Here is an 18,175-nt window from a genome sequence, read left to right as displayed (position 1 = left end):
GATGATCCTGCTGCAAGTCACCCTGCTGGGAAAACTATTACAATGAAAGCAAAATCACGCTCTCTGGACCGCATCGACCTCAAGATTCTGCGTTGCCTGCAAGAGAATGCTCGTATCTCCTATGTCGACCTCGCCTCGGAAGTCGGCCTTTCCACCACGCCGTGCCTGGAGCGCGTCAAACGCCTCGAGCGTGCCGGCGTCATCCGCGGTTACAAGGCGGTGCTCGACCCCAAGGCGCTCAAGGCCAATCTGTTGGTCTTCGTCGAGATCAGTCTCGAGACGCAGTCGCCGTCGGTGTTCGATGAATTCCGCCGCGCCGTCTCCAAGCTGCCGCAGATCCAGGAATGTCATCTGGTCTCTGGGCAGTTCGACTACATCCTCAAGTGCCGGATTCCGGAAATGTCCGCCTATCGTCAGCTGCTCGGCGATGTGGTGCTGACGCTGCCCGGCGTCAAGGAATCCAAGAGTTATGTGGTGATGGAAGAGGTCAAGGAGCAGTTCTCGCTGCATGTGCCCGATATCGAGGAGCTGGATGCCAAGTAATGGCAAGCCCTGCTGTTGCCAGGCAGGGCTCATGGCTTCTCACTTCATTTACCGATAGGCGGCTTTTCTCCCATGCAAGATTCGCAATTGCTGCGCTACTCGCGCCAGATCCTGCTCCCTCAGGTCGACATCGCCGGGCAGCAGCGCCTGTTGGCGGCGCGGGTTCTGGTGATCGGGGCGGGTGGCCTGGGCTGCCCTGCGGCGTTGTATCTGGCAGCCGCAGGGGTTGGCACCCTGGTGGTCGCCGATGATGATCATGTCGAGCTGTCCAATCTTCAGCGCCAGATCGCCCACGGCGATGCCGATATCGGTCAGTCCAAGTCAGCTTCATTGAAGGCGTCTGTTCTGGCGATCAATCCTGAGGTCGAGGTGATCGCATTGGCTGAGCGTCTCGAGGGTGAGGCACTGGCCGAGCAGGTCGCGGCGGCAGATGTGGTGCTTGATTGCACGGATCGCTTCAGTTCACGTTTCCCGATCAATGCCGCCTGCGTCACGGCAGGTACTCCGTTGGTCTCCGGCGCTGCCATTCGTTTCTCCGGTCAGCTGGCAGTCTTCGATCGCCGTGATCCAGAAGCGCCATGTTACGGCTGCCTGTATCCGCCTGATGAGCTGGGGGATGAGGAGCTGACCTGCGCTGAAAGTGGCGTCATCGCACCGCTGGTCGGCATCATCGGCGCCTTCCAGGCATTGGAGGCCCTCAAGCTGATCAGCGGTGCAGGCAGTGTGCATCGCGGCCTGGCGACCTTCGATGGTCTGACCGGTGAGTGGCGACGCATGGGCCTCAAGCGCGACCCCGGCTGCCAGGTGTGTGGCGGTGGTGAGCCTGCATAGGCGGCTGCTGATTGCCGTTCGATAGAGCATGAAAAAGCCCCCAGCGTCGTGATGACGGTGGGGGCTTTTTTCATTCAGCGACTGATGGACAGGCTCAGCTGAGGCTATCCAGCTTGTCTTTCAGCACCTTGTTGACCTGTTGCGGATTGGCGGTGCCGCGCGAGGCCTTCATCACCTGACCGACGAAGAAGCCGATCATCTTGCCACGCTTGTCCGGTTCGGCTTCCTGATACTGGGTCACCTGGGCCGGGTTGTCGGCGATCACCTGATCGACCACGGCTTCGATGGCACCGGTGTCGGTGACCTGCTTGAGGCCGCGTGACTCGATGATCTCGTCGGCGCTCTTGCCTTCGCCATCCCACAGTGCAGCGAACACCTGCTTGGCGGCCTTGCCGTTGATGGTCTCATCGACGATGCGCTTGATCAGGCCACCCAGCTGGGCCGCGGAGACCGGGCTGACGGTGATGTCGAGGTTTTCCTTGTTGAGACGACCGGCCAGCTCGCCCTGCACCCAGTTGGCGGCCTGCTTGGCGTCGCCGCAGACATCCTTCACTTCCTCGAAGAAGTCGGCCATCTCGCGGCTGGCGGACAGCACGCTGGCGTCATAGGCGGACAGGCCCAGTTCGCTTTCGAAACGGGCGCGTTTCTCGGCCGGCAGTTCCGGCAGGGTCTGGCGCAGGTGTTCGATGTAGGCCTCGTCCACTTCCACCGGCAGCAGGTCCGGGCACGGGAAGTAGCGGTAATCGTTGGCTTCTTCCTTGGTGCGCATGCTGCGCGTCTCGTCGGCGTCCGGATCATACAGGCGGGTTTCCTGCACGACCTTGCCGCCGTCCTCGATCAGCTCGATCTGACGCTCCACCTCGAAGTGGATGGCGCGCTCGATGAAGCGGAAGGAGTTGACGTTCTTGATCTCCGCGCGGGTGCCGAAGGCTTCCTGACCCTTGGGGCGCACCGAGACATTGACATCACAACGCAGGGAGCCTTCGGCCATGTTGCCGTCGGAGATGCCCAGGTAGGTGACGATGGCGTGGATCGCCTTCACGTAGGCCACCGCTTCCTTGGCGGAACGCATGTCCGGCTCGGAGACGATTTCCAGCAGCGGCGTGCCGGCACGGTTGAGGTCGATACCGGTCATGCCCTGGAAGTCTTCGTGCAGCGACTTGCCGGCATCTTCCTCGAGGTGGGCGTGGTGGATGCGGATCGACTTGCGCGTGCCATCTTCCAGAAGGATCTCGAGCACGCCAGGGCCGACGATGGGCTGATCCATCTGGCTGGTCTGGTAGCCCTTGGGCAGATCCGGGTAGAAGTAGTTCTTGCGCTCGAACACCGAACGGCCGGCCACGGCGGCATCGACGGCGAGGCCGAAGCGCACGGCCATGGCCACGGCCTGCTCGTTGAGCACCGGCAGGGTGCCCGGCAGGCCGAGGTCCACGGCGCTGGCCTGGGTGTTGGGCTCGGCACCGTAGGTGGTGGAAGAGCCGGAGAAGATCTTTGACTGGGTGGCGAGCTGAGCGTGAACCTCAAGCCCGATTACGACTTCCCATTGCATCAGGCTTGCTCCTGTCCGAATTCCGGGCGCTGGCGGTGCCAGTCGGTGATTTGCTGGAACTGGTGCGCGACGCCCAGCAGGGTCTGCTCACCGAAGTGCGGGCCGAGGATCTGCAGGCCCACCGGACGCTTGCCTGCCAGGCCGGCCGGCACGCTGATGCCCGGAATGCCCGCCAGGTTGATGGCGATGGTGTAGAGATCCTGCAGGTACATGGACAGCGGGTCCTTGTGCGCGCCGAGATCGAACGCCGGGGTCGGTGCCGCCGGGCCCATCAGTACATCGACCTGGTCGAAGGCATCGAGGAAGTCCTGGCGGATCAGGCGACGCACCTTCTGGGCCTTGATGTAGTAGGCATCGAAGAAGCCTTCGGACAGGGTGTGCGTGCCGATGATGATGCGACGCTTCACCTCGTCGCCGAAGCCTTCCTCGCGGGTGCGCTTGTAGAGGTCTTCCAGGTCCTGCGGGTCCTTGCAGCGATGGCCGAAGCGCACGCCGTCGTAACGCGACAGGTTGGAGGAGGCCTCGGCCGGTGCGATCACGTAGTAGGTCGGGATGGCCAGGTGGGTATGCGGCAGCGAGATTTCCTGCACGCTGGCACCGGCATCCTCGAAGACCTTGATCGCGGCACGCACGGAAGCTTCGACTTCCTCGGACAGGCCTTCGCCGAAGTATTCCTTCGGCAGGCCGATCTTCAGCCCCTTGAGGTTGTAGTCCAGTCCTTCGACGTAATCCGGCACGCCACGTACCACGCTGGTGGAGTCGCGCGGGTCGGCGCCGGCGATCACGTTCATCAGGCGCGCGCAGTCTTCGGCGGAGCGGGCCATCGGGCCGCCCTGATCGAGGCTGGAGGCGTAGGCGATCATGCCGTAACGCGAGACGCGACCGTAGGTCGGCTTGAGGCCGGTGATGCCACAGAAGGCGGCCGGCTGGCGGATGGAACCGCCGGTGTCGGTGCCAAGGGCGGCCGGCGCAAGGCCAGCGGCGACGGCGGCGGCACTGCCGCCGGAGCTGCCGCCCGGGACGGCGGACAGATCCCACGGGTTCTTGACGGCGCCGTAGTGGCTGTTCTCGTTCGAGGAGCCCATCGCGAACTCATCGAGGTTGGTCTTGCCGAGAATCACCACGCCTTCGGCCTTGAGCTTCTCGATCACGGTGGCGTCGTAGGGCGCGACGAAGTTGTCGAGCATCTTCGAGCCGCAGCTGGTGCGCACACCTTCGGTGCAGAAGATGTCCTTGATGGCCATCGGCACGCCGGTCAGCGCGGCGGCATTGCCAGCGGCACGGCGTGCATCGGCGGCATCCGCATCACGCAGCGCGTCTTCGCGGCACAGGGTGATGTAGCTGTTGAGCTCGCCGTCGAGGCGTTCGATACGGGCCAGGAAGGCTTCCGTCAGCTCGCGGCTGGTGTATTCGCCGGCCTCCAGGCCTTGCGCCAGCTCACTGAGCGTCTTGTCATGTAGTGCAATGGACGATGACATGTTCGATTCCATCAGTGCAGACGATGCGCCGGGCATCGTCCGCAGAAATTCCGGGGCGGACGGGGCGTGCCGCGTGACGTGGTATCCGATGGCAGCCGGTCACGATGCGTGAGCGACCTGCCAGGCGAGATCACTCGACGACGCGCGGAACCAGATACAGACCCTGCTCTGTGGCCGGGGCCACCTGCTGAAAACGCTCGCGCTGATTCGATTCGGTGATTTCGTCGGCGCGCAGGCGTTGCGTGGCTTCCAGCGGGTGTGCCAGCGGTGCGACGCCGTCGGTATCGACCTGTTGCAGCTGGTCGACCATGGCGAGAATCCGGTCGAGATCCTCGACGTAGGCTTCGGCATCCTGCGAGGCAAGACCCAGGCGTGCGAGGTGAGCGGCACGCAGCACATCTGAATGTTCAAGGGCCATTGAAGTTTCCCTGTCTTGGCTTCGAGAGGCTTGAGGTGACGGCAGGAGTCGGAGACGACCACGCGGAATCGGACTGGCGCGAGGTGCGCGAAAAGCCGAATTCGAAAATTGTGGTGTCCCGGCAAACCCGATGCCCGTTACCCTGTAAAACAGCGCGCTTTGCAGCGATGGAGCAATCTGTCGCCGAATGCGCCGTTACAGTGTGATTCGGCGTGAAATGTACCACATCTGCGTCGCTCTGGCAGGCGTGTCAGCTTGCCGCCATGGGGTGGCAATGGTACCGTTCGCGTCTGCACAGGGTTCCGGTCTGGACTAGGTGATCAACTTCCATGTTTAAACGTTTACGTGGGCTGTTCTCGAGCGATCTGTCGATCGATCTGGGTACTGCCAACACGCTTATTTATGTGCGCGGTCGCGGTATCGTGCTCGACGAGCCCTCAGTCGTGGCCATTCGCCAGTCCGGGAATGCCCGCAGTGTGGCGGCCGTCGGTGCCGATGCCAAGCGCATGCTGGGGCGTACCCCCGGCAATATCACGGCCATCCGTCCGATGAAGGACGGCGTCATCGCCGACTTCACCGTTACCGAACAGATGCTCCAGCATTTCATCCGCAAGGTGCATCAGAGCACCTTCCTGACACCCAGCCCTCGTGTGCTGGTGTGTGTGCCGTGCATGTCGACCCAGGTCGAGCGTCGCGCCATCAAGGAATCGGCCGAAGGGGCCGGCGCGCGTGAGGTCTACCTGATCGAGGAGCCGATGGCTGCCGCGATCGGTGCGGGCCTGCCGGTGGAAGAGGCGATGGGCTCCATGGTGGTCGATATCGGTGGTGGTACCACTGAAATCGCCATCATCTCGCTCAACGGCGTGGTCTATTCCGAATCCGTGCGTATCGGCGGTGACCGCTTCGACGAAGCCATCACCTCCTATGTGCGTCGCCATTACGGCAGCCTGATCGGTGAGGCGACGGCCGAGCGCATCAAGGAAGAGATCGGTTGTGCCTACCCGGGTGGCGAGCTGCGCGAGATCGACGTGCGCGGCCGCAACCTGGCCGAGGGCATTCCGCGTTCCTTCACGCTCAACTCCCACGAGATTCTCGATGCGCTGCAGGAACCGCTGGCGGCCATCGTCTCGGTGGTCAAGAGCGCGCTCGAGCAGTCTCCGCCGGAGCTGGCCTCCGACATCGCCGAGCGCGGCCTGGTGCTGACCGGTGGTGGTGCGCTGCTGCGTGACATCGACAAGCTGATCGCGGAAGAGACGGGCCTGCCGGTGATCATCGCCGAAGACCCGCTGACCTGCGTGGCGCGTGGTGGTGGCAAGGCGCTGGAAATGATCGATCAGCACACCTTCGAGCTGCTGTCGAGCGATTGACCTCGTCCGGGGCCGGGCATGCTGTGTGCTGTACGGCTGGTCCCGGCCTGTCGGAGGAAGTGCTATCAAACCCCTGTTCACGCGTGGCCCCGTGCCCGGCTACCGCATGCTGTTGTGCGCGGTGCTGTCACTCGCGCTGATGTTTGCCGAAGATCGCTTCAGCTGGATGGTCGATGTGCGCGCCAGCATGGCGACGCTGGTATCGCCCGTGCAGTGGGTCGTCAGCTTGCCGACGGAAGGCATCAGCTGGGGCGCGCTGGTGTTTGCCGACCAGCAGGAGCTGGCCGACGAGAATCGCGCGCTGCGCGAACAGCTGCTCAATCTGTCCAGCCGTGTGCAACGCATGGCGAGCCTGACCTCCGAGAATACGCGCCTGCGCGAATTGCTCAATGCCGGGCAGCGTAGCGACATCCCCTATATCACCTCCCAATTGCTGACCCTCGATGCTGACCCGTTCTCCCACCGCATGGTGGTGGACCGCGGCGAGCAGGATGGCGTGCGCATCGGCTTGCCGGTACTCGATGCCTATGGCCTCGTCGGCCAGGTCATCTCCACCTCGGCCTACAACAGTCGCGTGCTGATGATCAGTGATGCCAGCCACGCCGTGCCGGTGGAGATCAATCGCAATGGCCTGCGCTTCATCGCTCAGGGCAGCGGCAAGATCGATCAGGTCGATGTGCTGCATGTGCCGGACACCGCCGACATTCGTGTCGGTGATCTGCTGGTGACTTCCGGACTGGCGCTGCGCTTTCCGCGCGGCTTGCCGGTGGCACGTGTCACCGAGGTCTACCATGATCCCGGCAAGCCGTTCGCCCGCGTGAGTGCCGAGCCCATCGCGCAGCTGGAGCGTTCGCGCAACTTCCTGATCCAGATGCCGCCGCCGGTGGACACCGACAACCTGTATGTCGATGACAGCCTCGATGAGTTGCCGCGCGACAACCTGGCGGCGCCCAGACCCGAGGGTGACGACGCCGCACAAGGCTCCGCCGAGGATGCGGCAGACGCACAGGCACCCACCGATGCTGCCGGGGAGAACAACTGATGGCCTTTCGTCCCCAGACCACCTTGCTGTGCTGGTTCTCGCTGCTGCTGGCGCTGTGTCTGCAGGTCATGCCATTGCCGGATGTATGGCTGATCTGGCGGCCCCAGTGGCTGGGTCTGATGCTGGTCTACTGGTGCATCGTCTCGCCGCAGAGTGTCGGAGTCTTCCACGGCTTCCTGTTCGGGCTGGCGCTGGATGTCCTGCAGGGCGCACCGCTGGGGCACAACGCCCTGGTGCTGTCGCTGACAGCCTTCATGGGTGTGCTGCTCTATCAGCGCATTCGCGCCTACTCGCTGTTGCAGCAGGCGTTGCTGGTGATCGTGGTGCTGGGCATCGCGCAGTTGCTGGATCAATGGCTGCGCAGTCTGTTCGGTGCCGGCCCCGTCAGCCTGTCGTTCCTGCTCTCGGCGGTCATCGGCGGCGCACTGTGGCCGTGGCTCTATACTCTGCTGCAGATGCTGCGTCGGCGGGTCGCGGCCTGAGTGCCACTGGCACGTCGCTAGCGCTTCTTGTCAGCTTCCAAAAGCCGCCTACGGGCGGCTTTCTGGTACTTGTCAGCCATGTTTCTCTTCACGAGGTCTCCATGTCATCCAGTTCAAGGTCATCCACTTCCAGGCCATCCACACCTGACACCGCAAGCCCCACTTCCTCACTCTTTGCGAACTCTGACGCCGCGGGGCAGCGCAAAGTGATGTCTCAGGGCGTTGTTCAACAGGGCGTTGCTCAACAGGGCGCTGCTCATGCGGAATTGATTCTGGCCTCGGGGTCGCCGCGTCGTCGTGACCTGCTGGCCAGTATCGGCATCCAATGTGAGGTGGCGCCGGTGGATATCGATGAGACGCCGCAGGCCAATGAGTCGCCGGAGCATTACGTGCTGCGTCTGGCGCGGGAGAAGGCGCAGGCCGGTTTCGCGGCCCTGGCGCAGCGGACGGCAGGCCAGACGGCGGGGCGGCGAGTGCTCGGCGCGGATACCGCGCTGGCACTGGATGGGCGCATTCTCGGCAAGCCGCGTGATGAGGCCGATGCGCGCGAGATGCTGCTCAGCCTGTCGGGGCGCAGCCATCAGGTGCTCAGTGGCGTGGCGCTGTGTCATGGCGACGCCGGGCGCGACTTGCGCTGCGCGAGCGAGCTGGTCGAGAGCCGCGTGACTTTCCGCACCATCACCCCAGAGGAGGCTGCGCGCTACTGGGCGACCGGTGAGCCGGCTGACAAGGCGGGGGGCTACGCCATCCAGGGACTCGGCGCCGTCTTCGTCAGTCATCTCGAGGGCAGTTACAGCGCCGTGGTCGGGCTGCCGCTGCATGAGACCGCAGAGCTTCTGAGCAAGGCGGGCGTTCAGCCCTGGCAACCGCTCTGACGGGCGATGTTCTGCACTGCGTCAGTCGGGTGTCGAGACGGCACTCCAGCGCCATCGCGAAGGACGATGGCTTGCGTGCGTGGCACAAAATACCCGTTGCAGGAAATCCTTAGTCGATAGATCACAGCCGGGGGCTCCCTTGCTATGTCATAATCGCAAGCAACGACTTTACAAGGACTTGCGCTATGAGCGGCGAGGTATTGATCAACCTGACACCGATGGAGACCCGCGTGGCGGTGGTCGAGAACGGTGTCCTGCAGGAAGCCTTCATCGAACGCAGCGGGCGACGCGGCATCGTCGGCAACATCTACCGTGGCAAGGTGGTGAGAGTGTTGCCCGGCATGCAGGCGGCCTTCATCGACATCGGTCTCGAACGGGCCGCCTTCATCCATGCCCAGGAAGTCATGCCGGCGCATACGCCGCATGACGAGCAGCTCTCGATCCGCGAGCTGCTCAGCGAAGGCCAGCCACTGGTGGTGCAGGTCACCAAGGACCCCATCGGCACCAAGGGCGCCCGGCTGACCACGCATCTGTCGGTGCCGTCACGCTATCTGGTCTACATGCCGGACTCGCCGCATACCGGCGTGTCGCAGCGCATCGAGAGCGATGCCGAGCGTGACCGCCTCAAGGAGCTCACCGAGCAGTGCCTGACGGCGCTGGACCCCGAAGCCCCCGGCGGCTTCATTCTGCGCACGGCGGCCGAAGGCATCAGCGAGGCCGAGCTCAAGCAGGACATGCACTTCCTGCTGCGCCTGTGGCGCAAGGTCAGCGAGCGACGCCTGACCGCCGCCGTGCCCAGCGTGATCTATGATGATCTGCCACTGTTCATGCGCACGCTGCGCGACGTGATGCGTGACGAGATCGAGCGCGTGCGCATCGACTCGCGTGAGAACTTCATCCGGCTCAAGGAATTCGCCAGCGAGTTCATGCCGGACATGGAAGGGCGCATCGAGTATTACCCCGGCGAGCGGCCGATCTTCGATCTGTTCAGTGTCGAGGATGAGCTGCACAAGGCGATGGGCCGCAAGGTGCAGCTCAAGAGTGGCGGCTATCTGGTGATCGACCAGACCGAGGCGATGACCACCATCGACGTCAACACCGGCGGTTTCGTCGGCCATCGCAACCTCGAAGAGACCATCTTCAAGACCAACCTCGAGGCGGCGACCGCCATCGCGCGCCAGCTGCGCCTGCGCAATCTCGGCGGCATCATCATCATCGACTTCATCGACATGGAAGAGACCGAGCACCAGCGCCAGGTGCTGCGCGTGCTCGAGAAGTCGCTGGAGCGTGATCACGCCAAGAACAAGATGACCGGCGTGACCGAACTGGGCCTGGTGCAGCTGACGCGCAAGCGCACGCGCGAGAGCCTGGAGCAGGTGCTGTGCGAGGCCTGCCCTACCTGTCAGGGGCGCGGTACCCTCAAGACACCGGAGACGGTCTGCTACGAGATATTCCGCGAGATCATGCGCGAAGAGCGCGCCTACAGCCCGGATACCTACATGGTGCTGGCCTCACAGAACGTGGTCGATCGCCTGCTGGACGAGGAATCCGCGGCCGTGGCGGACCTCGAGAGCTTCATCGGCAAGACCATCCGCTTCCAGGTCGAGGCGCATTACACCCAGGAGCAGTACGATATTGTGCTCATGTGATCTGTCAGCCGCCGCGCCTGCGATGATGCCGGGAGTCGCGTTATCCACATCGTGAGTCAGTCCTGTTCGGAGAACCACCAGTGACCCGTTCTACCTCACAAGAGGCGGCACGTTCTACCTCGCAAGAGGCGGTGCAGGAGGGCGTCGAAGACGCCCCGTCTTCGTCAGCTGCGACGCCAGCGCCACCCTCGCGTGGGCGGCGCTGGGCGCGCGGGCTGTTGATGGCGCTCGCGGTGCTGCTGGCGGTGCTGGCCATCCTGATCGGGGGGCTGCGCTGGTGGTTGACCACGCTGGACTCGCGCAGTGAGTCCATCAGTGACTTCATTGCCACCCAGACCCACTCCAATGTGGGGATGTCATCGCTTGAAGGCCGCATGGATCACCTTGATCCGGCCATCAAGCTGTCGGGTCTCAACCTCTTTCGACCCAACGAGATGCAGGCGGCGCCGCTGTTGAGCGTGTCCCACCTGGAAACCCGTCTCGATGTGCTTTCCTCCCTGCGCCATCTGGCGCCTGTCTTTGATCGCGCCACCGCCACCGGCGTCATCGTGCACCTGTACCAGCGCGAAGATGGCAACTGGGGCTGGCCGGGGCCGCCGCGTCCTCCCGAAGCGCTCGAACCCGAAGGACAGATGAGCCTTGCGCAGACGGAGCAGGGGCTGGCGCTGCTGGCACGGCAGCGTGTGCGGCTCGAGGACGTGCGCCTGGTGCTGCATGGTCGCAACGATACCCTCAACCTGAATGCCGCCGAGCTGCTGCTGTCGGGAGAAGGCGATCGCGCGCATCTGGAGGGCCAGTTGCGGGTCGGGGAATCGCCTCAGGCCGGTGTCAGCGCCGTGCTGGAGGTGCTGCCGGGAGATGACGGCCTCGCCGACTACTCGGCCCAGCTGCAGGTGGAGCTGGACGCCGGAGCGCTGGCGAGTGTCGGGCGCCTGATGGGCGAGCGCGACAGCCTGATGCTGCGCGACGCCGATGGCAACGCGACGCTGTGGGCGCGCTGGCGTGATGCGCGACTGGAAGATGCTCGTCTGCGTCTCGATCTCAATCGCCTGACGCTGGATCACCATGGCGCCCAGCTGGCGCTCAAGGACATTCATGCGCGTGGCCAGTGGCTGCGCGACCTGGCGGGCAGTGATCGCTGGCAGGCCTGGCTCAATCAGATCTCGGTCGGCGCCACGCAACTCGATGACGCCCCGGCGGCCGGCGCCCCGGTGGCCGGCACTCCGGTGGCCGACAGTGACGGCCAGACGCCGCAAGCGGCGTCATCGCCAGAAGTCTCCGCGGCGCTTGCCAGTCTGCCCGAGCGTATTTCGCTGTCGGGGGATCTCGCCGAGGGCAGCGTGTCGCTGGTCACCAGCAGTTTCGATCTGGAGAAGGTGGCGCGCTGGCGCAACGTGCTGGCGCTCGGCGAGCTGGGCGATGTGCTCGAGTCTCTCGATCCGCGTGGCACGGCCACCGGCCTCTCCCTGTCGCTGGCCGGGATCGGCCTCGATACCCCGCTGACCATGAAGCTGGCGCTGGGCCTGACCGGCGCCGAGGTGGAACCCTGGCAGGGCGCTCCGGGACTCGGTCCCCTGGCGGCCTGGGTCACCGCGCAGAGCCTTGATGAAGGCGGCATCGCGAGCCGGATCGCGTTTCGTGGCGACCCGGGCATGCGCTTCCACTTCCCCGAGGTCTTCGGCGACGGCTGGCAGCTCGAGGCTGCCGACGGGGTGGTCGAGGTCAAGGTCGATGACAGTGGCAGCAGCGTCTCGGGGCATGACCTGCATATCCAGCGCGCTGGCGCCGATGTGACGGGCGGCTTCGGCCTGCAGATTCCCGCAAAGGACCATGATCGCTTCCAGCTGGATCTCGAGATGCGCGACGTGAATGCCCGCAGCATTCCGCTGGCCTCCTGGTTGCCGATGAAGGTACTGGACCCGGCGCTGAGCGAGTGGTTGACGCGCGATGTCGCGGGGCAGGTCTCCGAGGGCAGCCTGCATCTCACCCAGGTGTGGGATGACGATAATGGCGAAAATGGCTATGGCCCCGGCGATGCGATGGACCTTGAGCTTGCCATCGAGGATGGGCGACTCGGTTATGCCGAGGGCTGGCCTGCGCTGGAGGGCGTGAAGGGCAACCTCGCGCTGCATGACAACACGTTGAGTGCCACGGTCGCGGCGGCACACTCTCAGCCGGTCACGGCGCTGGGCAGTGCAGCGCCCCTGGCGGTGCGTCAGGCCGACGTCGACATGCAGGACAACACCTTGAAGATTCAGGGTGACGTGACCGGCAGCGTCGAGGCGCTGTTCGATCTGCTCTCGCATGCGCCGCTGGAAGATACCGCTGCGCTGATCGCCGAATGGCAGGGCAAGGGCTCGGTGGATGCGACGATGGATATCCGCGTGCCGCTGGAGGACGCTGAGCAGACGCACATCACGGCGGCGGGCAAGGTCGGCGAGCGCCAGGCAGCGACGCTGGCCTTCCCGGGGCCGGGCATCGAGGTTGACGGTATTCGCGGGCCGCTCGAGTTCGTGCATGACCCATCGCGCCCCGAGGGACGCCGTGAACAGTTGACCGGCAACCTCTCCGGCAAGCTGTTCGGCGGTGCGGTCAAGGCGGCGCTCAACATCGGGCAGGCAGATTCAAGCAGCAAGGGCGCGATCACCTTCGACGGCAAGGCACCATTGGCACCGGTGCTGGGCTGGCTGGGCGCGCCCGAGCACCTGATCGGCGATGCCGCCGAGAACACCCGGGCCGCCTTGCAGGACGGCGAGACGCCGCGCGCGCTGGGCGGCGAGTTCAACTACCAGGCGCGCCTGATGCTGCCGGATGACGGCGCCAGTCTGGCGCTCTCGAGTGACCTCAAGGGAGTCGCCATCAATCTGCCGGCACCCTTTGGCAAGACGCGCGATCAGGCGGCTCCGCTGGCGGTGGATATCGGGCTCGCGGAGGGTGGCGGCGATGTGCGCCTCGACAATCGCGCCCGCGCACGCTGGAAAGGCGGCAATACGCGAGACGATGGCAGCACGGTGCCGATGACGGGGCAGTTGTGGCTGGAACGTTGGCCGAGTGACCCGCAGTGGCCCACCCAGACCGGCTGGGACATCGCCTGGCGCACGCCGACCCTCGCCCCCGAGCTCTGGAAGCCGTGGGCGGGAGCGCTCTCCGGTGAAGGTGGCGCGAGTGGAGAGGGCAGCGCGAGTGGTGAGGGCAGCGACGCGGAGCAGAGCGACCCCCTGCGTGCCTTGTCACGCCTGCGCGTTGCCACCGATTGCCTGATGATCCAGTCCCGGTGTACGGGGCCGATGACGCTGGAGGCCGCGCCGCGCCAGAGCTCGCAGCAGCAAGGGCTGGGGCTGGCCGCGACGCTGGATGGTCAGCTCGCCAGTGGCGAGCTGGTGTGGCAGTCAGGCGCCGCGCGACCGCTGATTCTGGATCTGGACACCCTGAATCTCGATGCCCTGTGGCCCGCGGATGCCGAGCAGGAGACGCAGACCGCCAGTGCGCCAGGCAACTTTACCGAGGCTATCGATGTCGGCATCGAGCCGACGCCGTATCCCGCCGAGCTTGCCGACCTGCCCGCGGGCAGTCTGCGTCTGGCACACCTCATCTGGCGCGATCAGCAGCTGGGGCCGATCAGTGCCGACTGGACCGCCGACAGCCAGCAGCTGGTGGTGTTGCCGCTCTCCATCACGCTGGGCAATATCACCGCGGTGGGCAACATCACTTGGGAGGATGCCGGCGCCAACAGTCTGACGCGCGCTCGCCTGTCCGCCGATGGCAGTGATCTGGGCGGGTTGCTCGAGCGTCTCTCCCAGCCGCGCGGCATCGAGGCGGACCGCGCCCGGGCCGAGGTCAAGCTGGCCTGGCCCGGCGCGCCGCAGGACTTTGCCCTGTCGCGCTCCAATGGTCGCGTCGAGATCAAGCTGGATGACGGACGCTTCCTGAATCTGGGCTCGACCTCCGCCCGCCTGCTGGGGCTGGTCAATGTGGATAACCTGCTGCGCCGCCTGTCGCTGGACTTCTCTGACGTCACCGACAAGGGGACGGCCTTCGACAAGGTGCGCGGCGCAGCGACGCTCTTCGATGGGCGGCTGGAAAGCGATGGCCCCTTGCGTATCGAGGCGCCGTCCACCACCGTGACACTCAACGGGCAGGTCGATCTGCTTCGCGGTACCCTTGATCAACGCATGGCCATCACGGTGCCGGTCAGCCAGAACCTTCCGCTGGCCGCCGTGCTGGCAGGCGCACCCGCCGTGGGCGGGGCGCTGTTCGTGGCCGACAAGATCTTCGGCCGCTTCATCGACAAGGTGACGCAAATTCACTATCGGGTATCAGGCCCCTGGGGCGACCCGAACATTACTCTGGAAAGTGCCGAATGACGCAAAATGCGAGTTCCGGTCGCGTGCTCGACGATGCCGCGGCCCTGTTGCTGACCCCGGGCGGGCTCAGCCTGGATGATCTGGATGCTGGCCTGGCACATGCCATGGGCCCGGGCACCGACTATGCCGACCTCTACTTCCAGCGTATCTGGCAGGAGAGCTGGGTGCTGGAAGACGGCGTCGTCAAGGACGCCAGCTACAACATCGATGGTGGCGTGGGCGTACGCTCACTGGCGGGGGAAAAGACCGGCTTCGCGTACTCCAATCAGATCGATGCCGCCGCGCTTGCCGACACTGGCCGTACTGCAGCGGGTATCTCGCGCAGCGGCAGCAGCGGCACGGTCGCGCGCTCGATCATCACCGAGGCACCGTCCTTCTATGCGGGCATCGACCCGCTGAATGGCCTGAGCGCCGAGGACAAGGTCGCGATGCTCAAGGAAGCGGACCGCATCGCGCGCAGCCTTGACCCGTCCATCAGTCAGGTGTCGGCCTCGCTGTCGGCGCTTTACGAGGTGGTGATGGTGCGTGCCAGCGATGGCACCCTCGCCGCGGACCTGCGTCCGCTGGTGCGTTTCAACATCAGCGTGATCGCGGTGCGCAATGGCCGTCGCGAGCGTGGCAGTGCCGGTGGCGGTGGTCGTTTCCCGCTGACCCGTCTGCGCGATGAGAATGTCGCCGAGCGATACGCGCGTGAAGCCGTGCGCCAGGCGCTGGTCAATCTCGAGGCCATCGATGCACCGGCCGGTCAGATGCCGGTGGTGCTGGGCAACGGCTGGCCGGGCGTGCTGCTGCACGAGGCGGTCGGTCATGGTCTGGAAGGTGACTTCAACCGCAAGGGCAGCTCTGCCTTCTCGGGCCGCATGGGTGAGCAGGTCGCGGCACGCGGCGTCACCGTGGTCGATGATGCGACCCTGGCCGATCGCCGTGGCTCGCTGTCCGTCGATGACGAAGGCACCCCGGGGCAGTACACGCCGCTGATCGAGGACGGCATCCTCACCGGCTACATGCAGGACAAGCTCAATGCCCGCCTGATGGGCATGGCGCCGACGGGCAATGCGCGGCGTGAGTCCTTCGCGCACCTGCCGATGCCGCGCATGACCAATACCTACATGCTGGGTGGCGATCGCGATCCGCAGGAGATCATCAAGAGCGTCAAGCGTGGCATTTACGCGGTCAGCTTCGGCGGTGGTCAGGTCGACATCACCTCCGGGCGTTTCGTGTTCTCCGCCAGCGAAGCCTATCTGATCGAAGACGGCAAGGTGACCACGCCGGTCAAGGGCGCGACCCTGATCGGCAACGGGCCGGAAGCCATGGGCCGCGTCTCGATGATCGGCAACGACCTGGAGCTGGATACCGGTGTCGGCGTGTGTGGCAAGGACGGCCAGTCCGTGCCCGTCGGTGTCGGTCAGCCGACGCTGAAGCTCGATGAGCTGACGGTCGGCGGCACGCAATCCTGAGCGGGTCGCGTTCACAATGAAGCGATGAATACGATGACACCGCCATGGCAGGGCCATGGCGGTGTCGAGGAAGCGCTTGAGGATCAGCTCGTCAGAGCAGTGCGAAAGTGGCAGGACCCGTGTCAGAGGTCGAGTTCGGCCCGCAGCAGCTTGAAGAGCTTCTTGGCGCTGTTGGGCTGTTTGCCGGCGTCACGTTCGGCACGCGCATTGCGGATCAGCTGACGCAGGGCCTGACGGTCCACGTGAGGGTAATCCTCGACGAAGATCACGAAGGCTTCATCGTCGTCCAGCAGGCGATCGCGCCAGCGTTCGAGACGCTGGAAGGAAGCATCGCGACGCACGTTCTGCTGCTCCATGGCTTCGAAGACGGCACGCACGGCGTCCAGGTCTTCCTTGCGCATCAGCTTGCCGACGTACTGCATGTGGCGACGCAGGCCTTCGTGACTACGAATGCGATGGGTCTCCTCGATGGCGGCCAGCATGTCGTCAGAGAGCGGGAACTTGGCGCGCTGGCCTTCCGGCAGATCGATGATCTTCTTGCCCAGCGCCTGCAGCTCGATCATCTCGCGCTTCAACTGGGACTTGCTGGGGCGCTCGACGAGCTCCTCGGGTCTTTCTTTACGCATGCCAATTCCAATGAGTCGGGGAAATTTGCGGCAGTATAGCACTGCCGGGCCCCCGTCTCCTCAGAAGGAGAACAACATGAGCCAGGCCTTTGATGCCGTTGCTCAGCAACAACTGCTCGAGCGTCGCGTCAGCGAAGCTCTCGAGCTTGCCCGCAGCCTGGGTGCCGACGCCTGTGAGGTCGGTGCCAGCGTCGATCAGGGTGTCAGCATCTCGGTGCGTGACGGCGAAGTCGAGACTGTCGAACTGTCGCGTGACCAGGGCATCGGCGTGACCGTCTATCTCGGCAATCGCAAGGGCAGCGCGACATCTTCCGATGCCGGCAGCGACTCGATTCGTGCCGCGGTCGAGAAGGCGGTCTCCATCGCGCACTATACCGGCGAAGACAGTTTTGCCGGTCTGGCGCCGGCCGAGCTGATGGCCACCGACTTCCCTGATCTCAAGGCGCATCATCCCTGGGCGATCAGCGTCGATGAAGCGACTGACCTGGCGCTGGCCTGTGAGCGTGCCGGGCTGGAAGTGGAAGGCATCGCGCAGTCCGAAGGCGCCAGCTTCTCCAGTGGTGAAGGCGTGCAGGTCTATGGCAACAGCCATGGGTTCCTGGCCAGCCAGTGCGGCAGCCGCCACTCGATGTCGTGCATGCTGATCGCCAAGGATGCACAGGGCATGCAGCGTGACTATGACTACACCAGCGTGCGCAATCCGGCGGACCTGCGCTCCCCCGAGTCGGTGGGGCGTGAAGCCGCGCGCCGTACGCTGGCGCGTCTGAATGCGCGCAAGGTCGCGACGGGCCGCATGCCGGTGCTGTTCGACCCGCAGATGTCGGCCGGGCTGGTCGGTCACTACCTGTCTGCCATCGCCGGCGGCTCGCTGTACCGTGAGTCCAGCTTCCTGTGCGATAGCCTGGGGCAGCCGCTGTTCCCCGACTGGTTCACGCTGGGCGAGAAGCCGCGGGAAGTCGGTGGCATGTCCAGCGCCGCCTTCGACAACGATGGCGTCGCGACGCGTGACAATGTCTACTTTGCCGACGGCAAGGTGCAGAGCTACATGCTGAGCGCCTACAGCGCCCGTCGCCTGAACATGCAGACCACCGGCAACGCCGGCGGCGCGCGCAACGTGCGCATCACCGCGCCGCTGACCTCGCTCGATGAGATGCTCAAGCAGATGGGCACCGGCGTGCTGGTGACCGAGCTGATGGGCCAGGGCGTCAACGGCGTCACCGGTGACTACTCTCGTGGCGCCTCCGGTTTCTGGGTCGAGAACGGCGAGATCCAGCATGCGGTCGAGGAGTTCACCATTGCCGGCAACCTGCGCGACATGGCGGCCAATCTGCTGGCGGTCGGCGATGATGTCGATACGCGTGGCAGCATCCACAGCGGTAGCTGGCTGATCGATGGCATGACCGTTGCGGGCATGTCCGAAGGCGAAGACGAAGCGCTGGAAGGCTGATCGCTGAGGCTTCTCTGATCGCGCGACAGGCGAGATGCAACACGGCC

General features: G+C 64.8%; 14 protein-coding genes. 10 read left to right on the top strand and 4 right to left on the bottom strand.

Features of this window, described 5'->3' with window-relative positions:
* Positions 1-42: 42 nt before the first annotated feature.
* The gene (locus tag IZU87_RS01250; protein WP_043335877.1) at positions 43-543 is read left to right on the top strand and encodes an Lrp/AsnC ligand binding domain-containing protein; all 501 of its coding nucleotides are present in this window, start codon (positions 43-45) and stop codon (positions 541-543) included.
* A 72-nt stretch (positions 544-615) separates the two neighbouring features.
* A complete protein-coding gene (locus IZU87_RS01245; RefSeq protein WP_213113431.1) occupies positions 616-1,374 on the top strand; it encodes a HesA/MoeB/ThiF family protein in 759 nt (252 codons plus the stop codon).
* Between the two features lie 94 nt (positions 1,375-1,468).
* On the opposite strand, the gene gatB is transcribed toward IZU87_RS01245, so the two are convergent.
* From gatB to gatC, 3 genes are all read right to left on the bottom strand, one after another.
* On the bottom strand, positions 1,469-2,923 hold the full coding sequence (gene gatB, locus IZU87_RS01240) for an Asp-tRNA(Asn)/Glu-tRNA(Gln) amidotransferase subunit GatB (protein WP_043332582.1): 1,455 nt from the start codon (positions 2,921-2,923) through the stop codon (positions 1,469-1,471).
* Positions 2,923-4,401 carry an Asp-tRNA(Asn)/Glu-tRNA(Gln) amidotransferase subunit GatA gene (gatA, locus tag IZU87_RS01235; RefSeq protein ID WP_153635165.1) on the bottom strand — a complete coding sequence of 493 codons (1,479 nt, stop codon included), beginning with the start codon at positions 4,399-4,401 and terminating at the stop codon, positions 2,923-2,925. Before gatA ends, gatB begins: the two co-directional genes overlap by 1 nt.
* 130 nt (positions 4,402-4,531) lie before the next feature.
* Positions 4,532-4,819 carry an Asp-tRNA(Asn)/Glu-tRNA(Gln) amidotransferase subunit GatC gene (gene gatC / locus IZU87_RS01230; protein ID WP_213113430.1) on the bottom strand — a complete coding sequence of 96 codons (288 nt, stop codon included), beginning with the start codon at positions 4,817-4,819 and terminating at the stop codon, positions 4,532-4,534.
* A 329-nt stretch (positions 4,820-5,148) separates the two neighbouring features.
* Here gatC and IZU87_RS01225 point away from each other — a divergent pair, with 329 nt between their 5' ends.
* The 7 genes from IZU87_RS01225 to tldD all read left to right on the top strand — a co-directional run bounded on the left by IZU87_RS01225 (position 5,149) and on the right by tldD (position 16,055).
* Complete coding sequence (locus tag IZU87_RS01225) at positions 5,149-6,186, top strand: rod shape-determining protein (RefSeq protein ID WP_043332576.1); 1,038 nt, start codon at positions 5,149-5,151, stop codon at positions 6,184-6,186.
* A gap of 64 nt (positions 6,187-6,250) precedes the next feature.
* Positions 6,251-7,228 carry a rod shape-determining protein MreC gene (mreC, locus tag IZU87_RS01220; RefSeq protein ID WP_268750727.1) on the top strand — a complete coding sequence of 326 codons (978 nt, stop codon included), beginning with the start codon at positions 6,251-6,253 and terminating at the stop codon, positions 7,226-7,228.
* Positions 7,228-7,710 carry a rod shape-determining protein MreD gene (gene mreD, locus IZU87_RS01215; protein WP_043332574.1) on the top strand — a complete coding sequence of 161 codons (483 nt, stop codon included), beginning with the start codon at positions 7,228-7,230 and terminating at the stop codon, positions 7,708-7,710. Before mreC ends, mreD begins: the two co-directional genes overlap by 1 nt.
* A 209-nt stretch (positions 7,711-7,919) precedes the next feature.
* Complete coding sequence (locus IZU87_RS01210) at positions 7,920-8,585, top strand: Maf family protein (protein WP_213113429.1); 666 nt, start codon at positions 7,920-7,922, stop codon at positions 8,583-8,585.
* A 185-nt stretch (positions 8,586-8,770) separates the two neighbouring features.
* Positions 8,771-10,234, top strand: a complete 1,464-nt coding sequence (gene rng, locus IZU87_RS01205) for a ribonuclease G (protein WP_043332570.1) — start codon at positions 8,771-8,773, stop codon at positions 10,232-10,234.
* Positions 10,235-10,314: 80 nt separating this feature from the next.
* Positions 10,315-14,598 carry a YhdP family phospholipid transporter gene (locus tag IZU87_RS18020; RefSeq protein ID WP_213113428.1) on the top strand — a complete coding sequence of 1,428 codons (4,284 nt, stop codon included), beginning with the start codon at positions 10,315-10,317 and terminating at the stop codon, positions 14,596-14,598.
* Positions 14,595-16,055, top strand: a complete 1,461-nt coding sequence (tldD, locus tag IZU87_RS01195; protein WP_153635168.1) for a metalloprotease TldD — start codon at positions 14,595-14,597, stop codon at positions 16,053-16,055. The genes IZU87_RS18020 and tldD overlap by 4 nt, the downstream gene beginning before the upstream one ends.
* Before the next feature lie 122 nt (positions 16,056-16,177).
* On the opposite strand, the gene yjgA is transcribed toward tldD, so the two are convergent.
* A complete protein-coding gene (gene yjgA / locus IZU87_RS01190; protein ID WP_043332563.1) occupies positions 16,178-16,681 on the bottom strand; it encodes a ribosome biogenesis factor YjgA in 504 nt (167 codons plus the stop codon).
* 76 nt (positions 16,682-16,757) lie between these two features.
* On the opposite strand from yjgA, the gene pmbA reads away from it, so the two are divergent.
* Positions 16,758-18,128, top strand: a complete 1,371-nt coding sequence (gene pmbA, locus IZU87_RS01185) for a metalloprotease PmbA (RefSeq protein ID WP_213113427.1) — start codon at positions 16,758-16,760, stop codon at positions 18,126-18,128.
* The last annotated feature ends 47 nt before the right edge of the window (positions 18,129-18,175 follow it).

The sequence above is a fragment of the Cobetia sp. MC34 genome (assembly GCF_018340035.1).
In the GTDB taxonomy this organism is placed as follows: domain Bacteria; phylum Pseudomonadota; class Gammaproteobacteria; order Pseudomonadales; family Halomonadaceae; genus Cobetia; species Cobetia amphilecti.
This window is presented reverse-complemented; position numbering and strand designations above follow the sequence as displayed.

What these genes read in the sequence shown, in the direction of transcription:
- IZU87_RS01250 (WP_043335877.1), top strand. Translation starts at nt 43, where the DNA reads ATGAAAGCAAAATCACGCTCTCTGGACCGCATCGACCTCAAGATTCTG.
- IZU87_RS01245 (WP_213113431.1), top strand. Translation starts at nt 616, where the DNA reads ATGCAAGATTCGCAATTGCTGCGCTACTCGCGCCAGATCCTGCTCCCT.
- gatB (WP_043332582.1), bottom strand. Translation starts at nt 2,923, where the DNA reads ATGCAATGGGAAGTCGTAATCGGGCTTGAGGTTCACGCTCAGCTCGCC.
- gatA (WP_153635165.1), bottom strand. Translation starts at nt 4,401, where the DNA reads ATGTCATCGTCCATTGCACTACATGACAAGACGCTCAGTGAGCTGGCG.
- gatC (WP_213113430.1), bottom strand. Translation starts at nt 4,819, where the DNA reads ATGGCCCTTGAACATTCAGATGTGCTGCGTGCCGCTCACCTCGCACGC.
- IZU87_RS01225 (WP_043332576.1), top strand. Translation starts at nt 5,149, where the DNA reads ATGTTTAAACGTTTACGTGGGCTGTTCTCGAGCGATCTGTCGATCGAT.
- mreD (WP_043332574.1), top strand. Translation starts at nt 7,228, where the DNA reads ATGGCCTTTCGTCCCCAGACCACCTTGCTGTGCTGGTTCTCGCTGCTG.
- IZU87_RS01210 (WP_213113429.1), top strand. Translation starts at nt 7,920, where the DNA reads ATGTCTCAGGGCGTTGTTCAACAGGGCGTTGCTCAACAGGGCGCTGCT.
- rng (WP_043332570.1), top strand. Translation starts at nt 8,771, where the DNA reads ATGAGCGGCGAGGTATTGATCAACCTGACACCGATGGAGACCCGCGTG.
- tldD (WP_153635168.1), top strand. Translation starts at nt 14,595, where the DNA reads ATGACGCAAAATGCGAGTTCCGGTCGCGTGCTCGACGATGCCGCGGCC.
- yjgA (WP_043332563.1), bottom strand. Translation starts at nt 16,681, where the DNA reads ATGCGTAAAGAAAGACCCGAGGAGCTCGTCGAGCGCCCCAGCAAGTCC.
- pmbA (WP_213113427.1), top strand. Translation starts at nt 16,758, where the DNA reads ATGAGCCAGGCCTTTGATGCCGTTGCTCAGCAACAACTGCTCGAGCGT.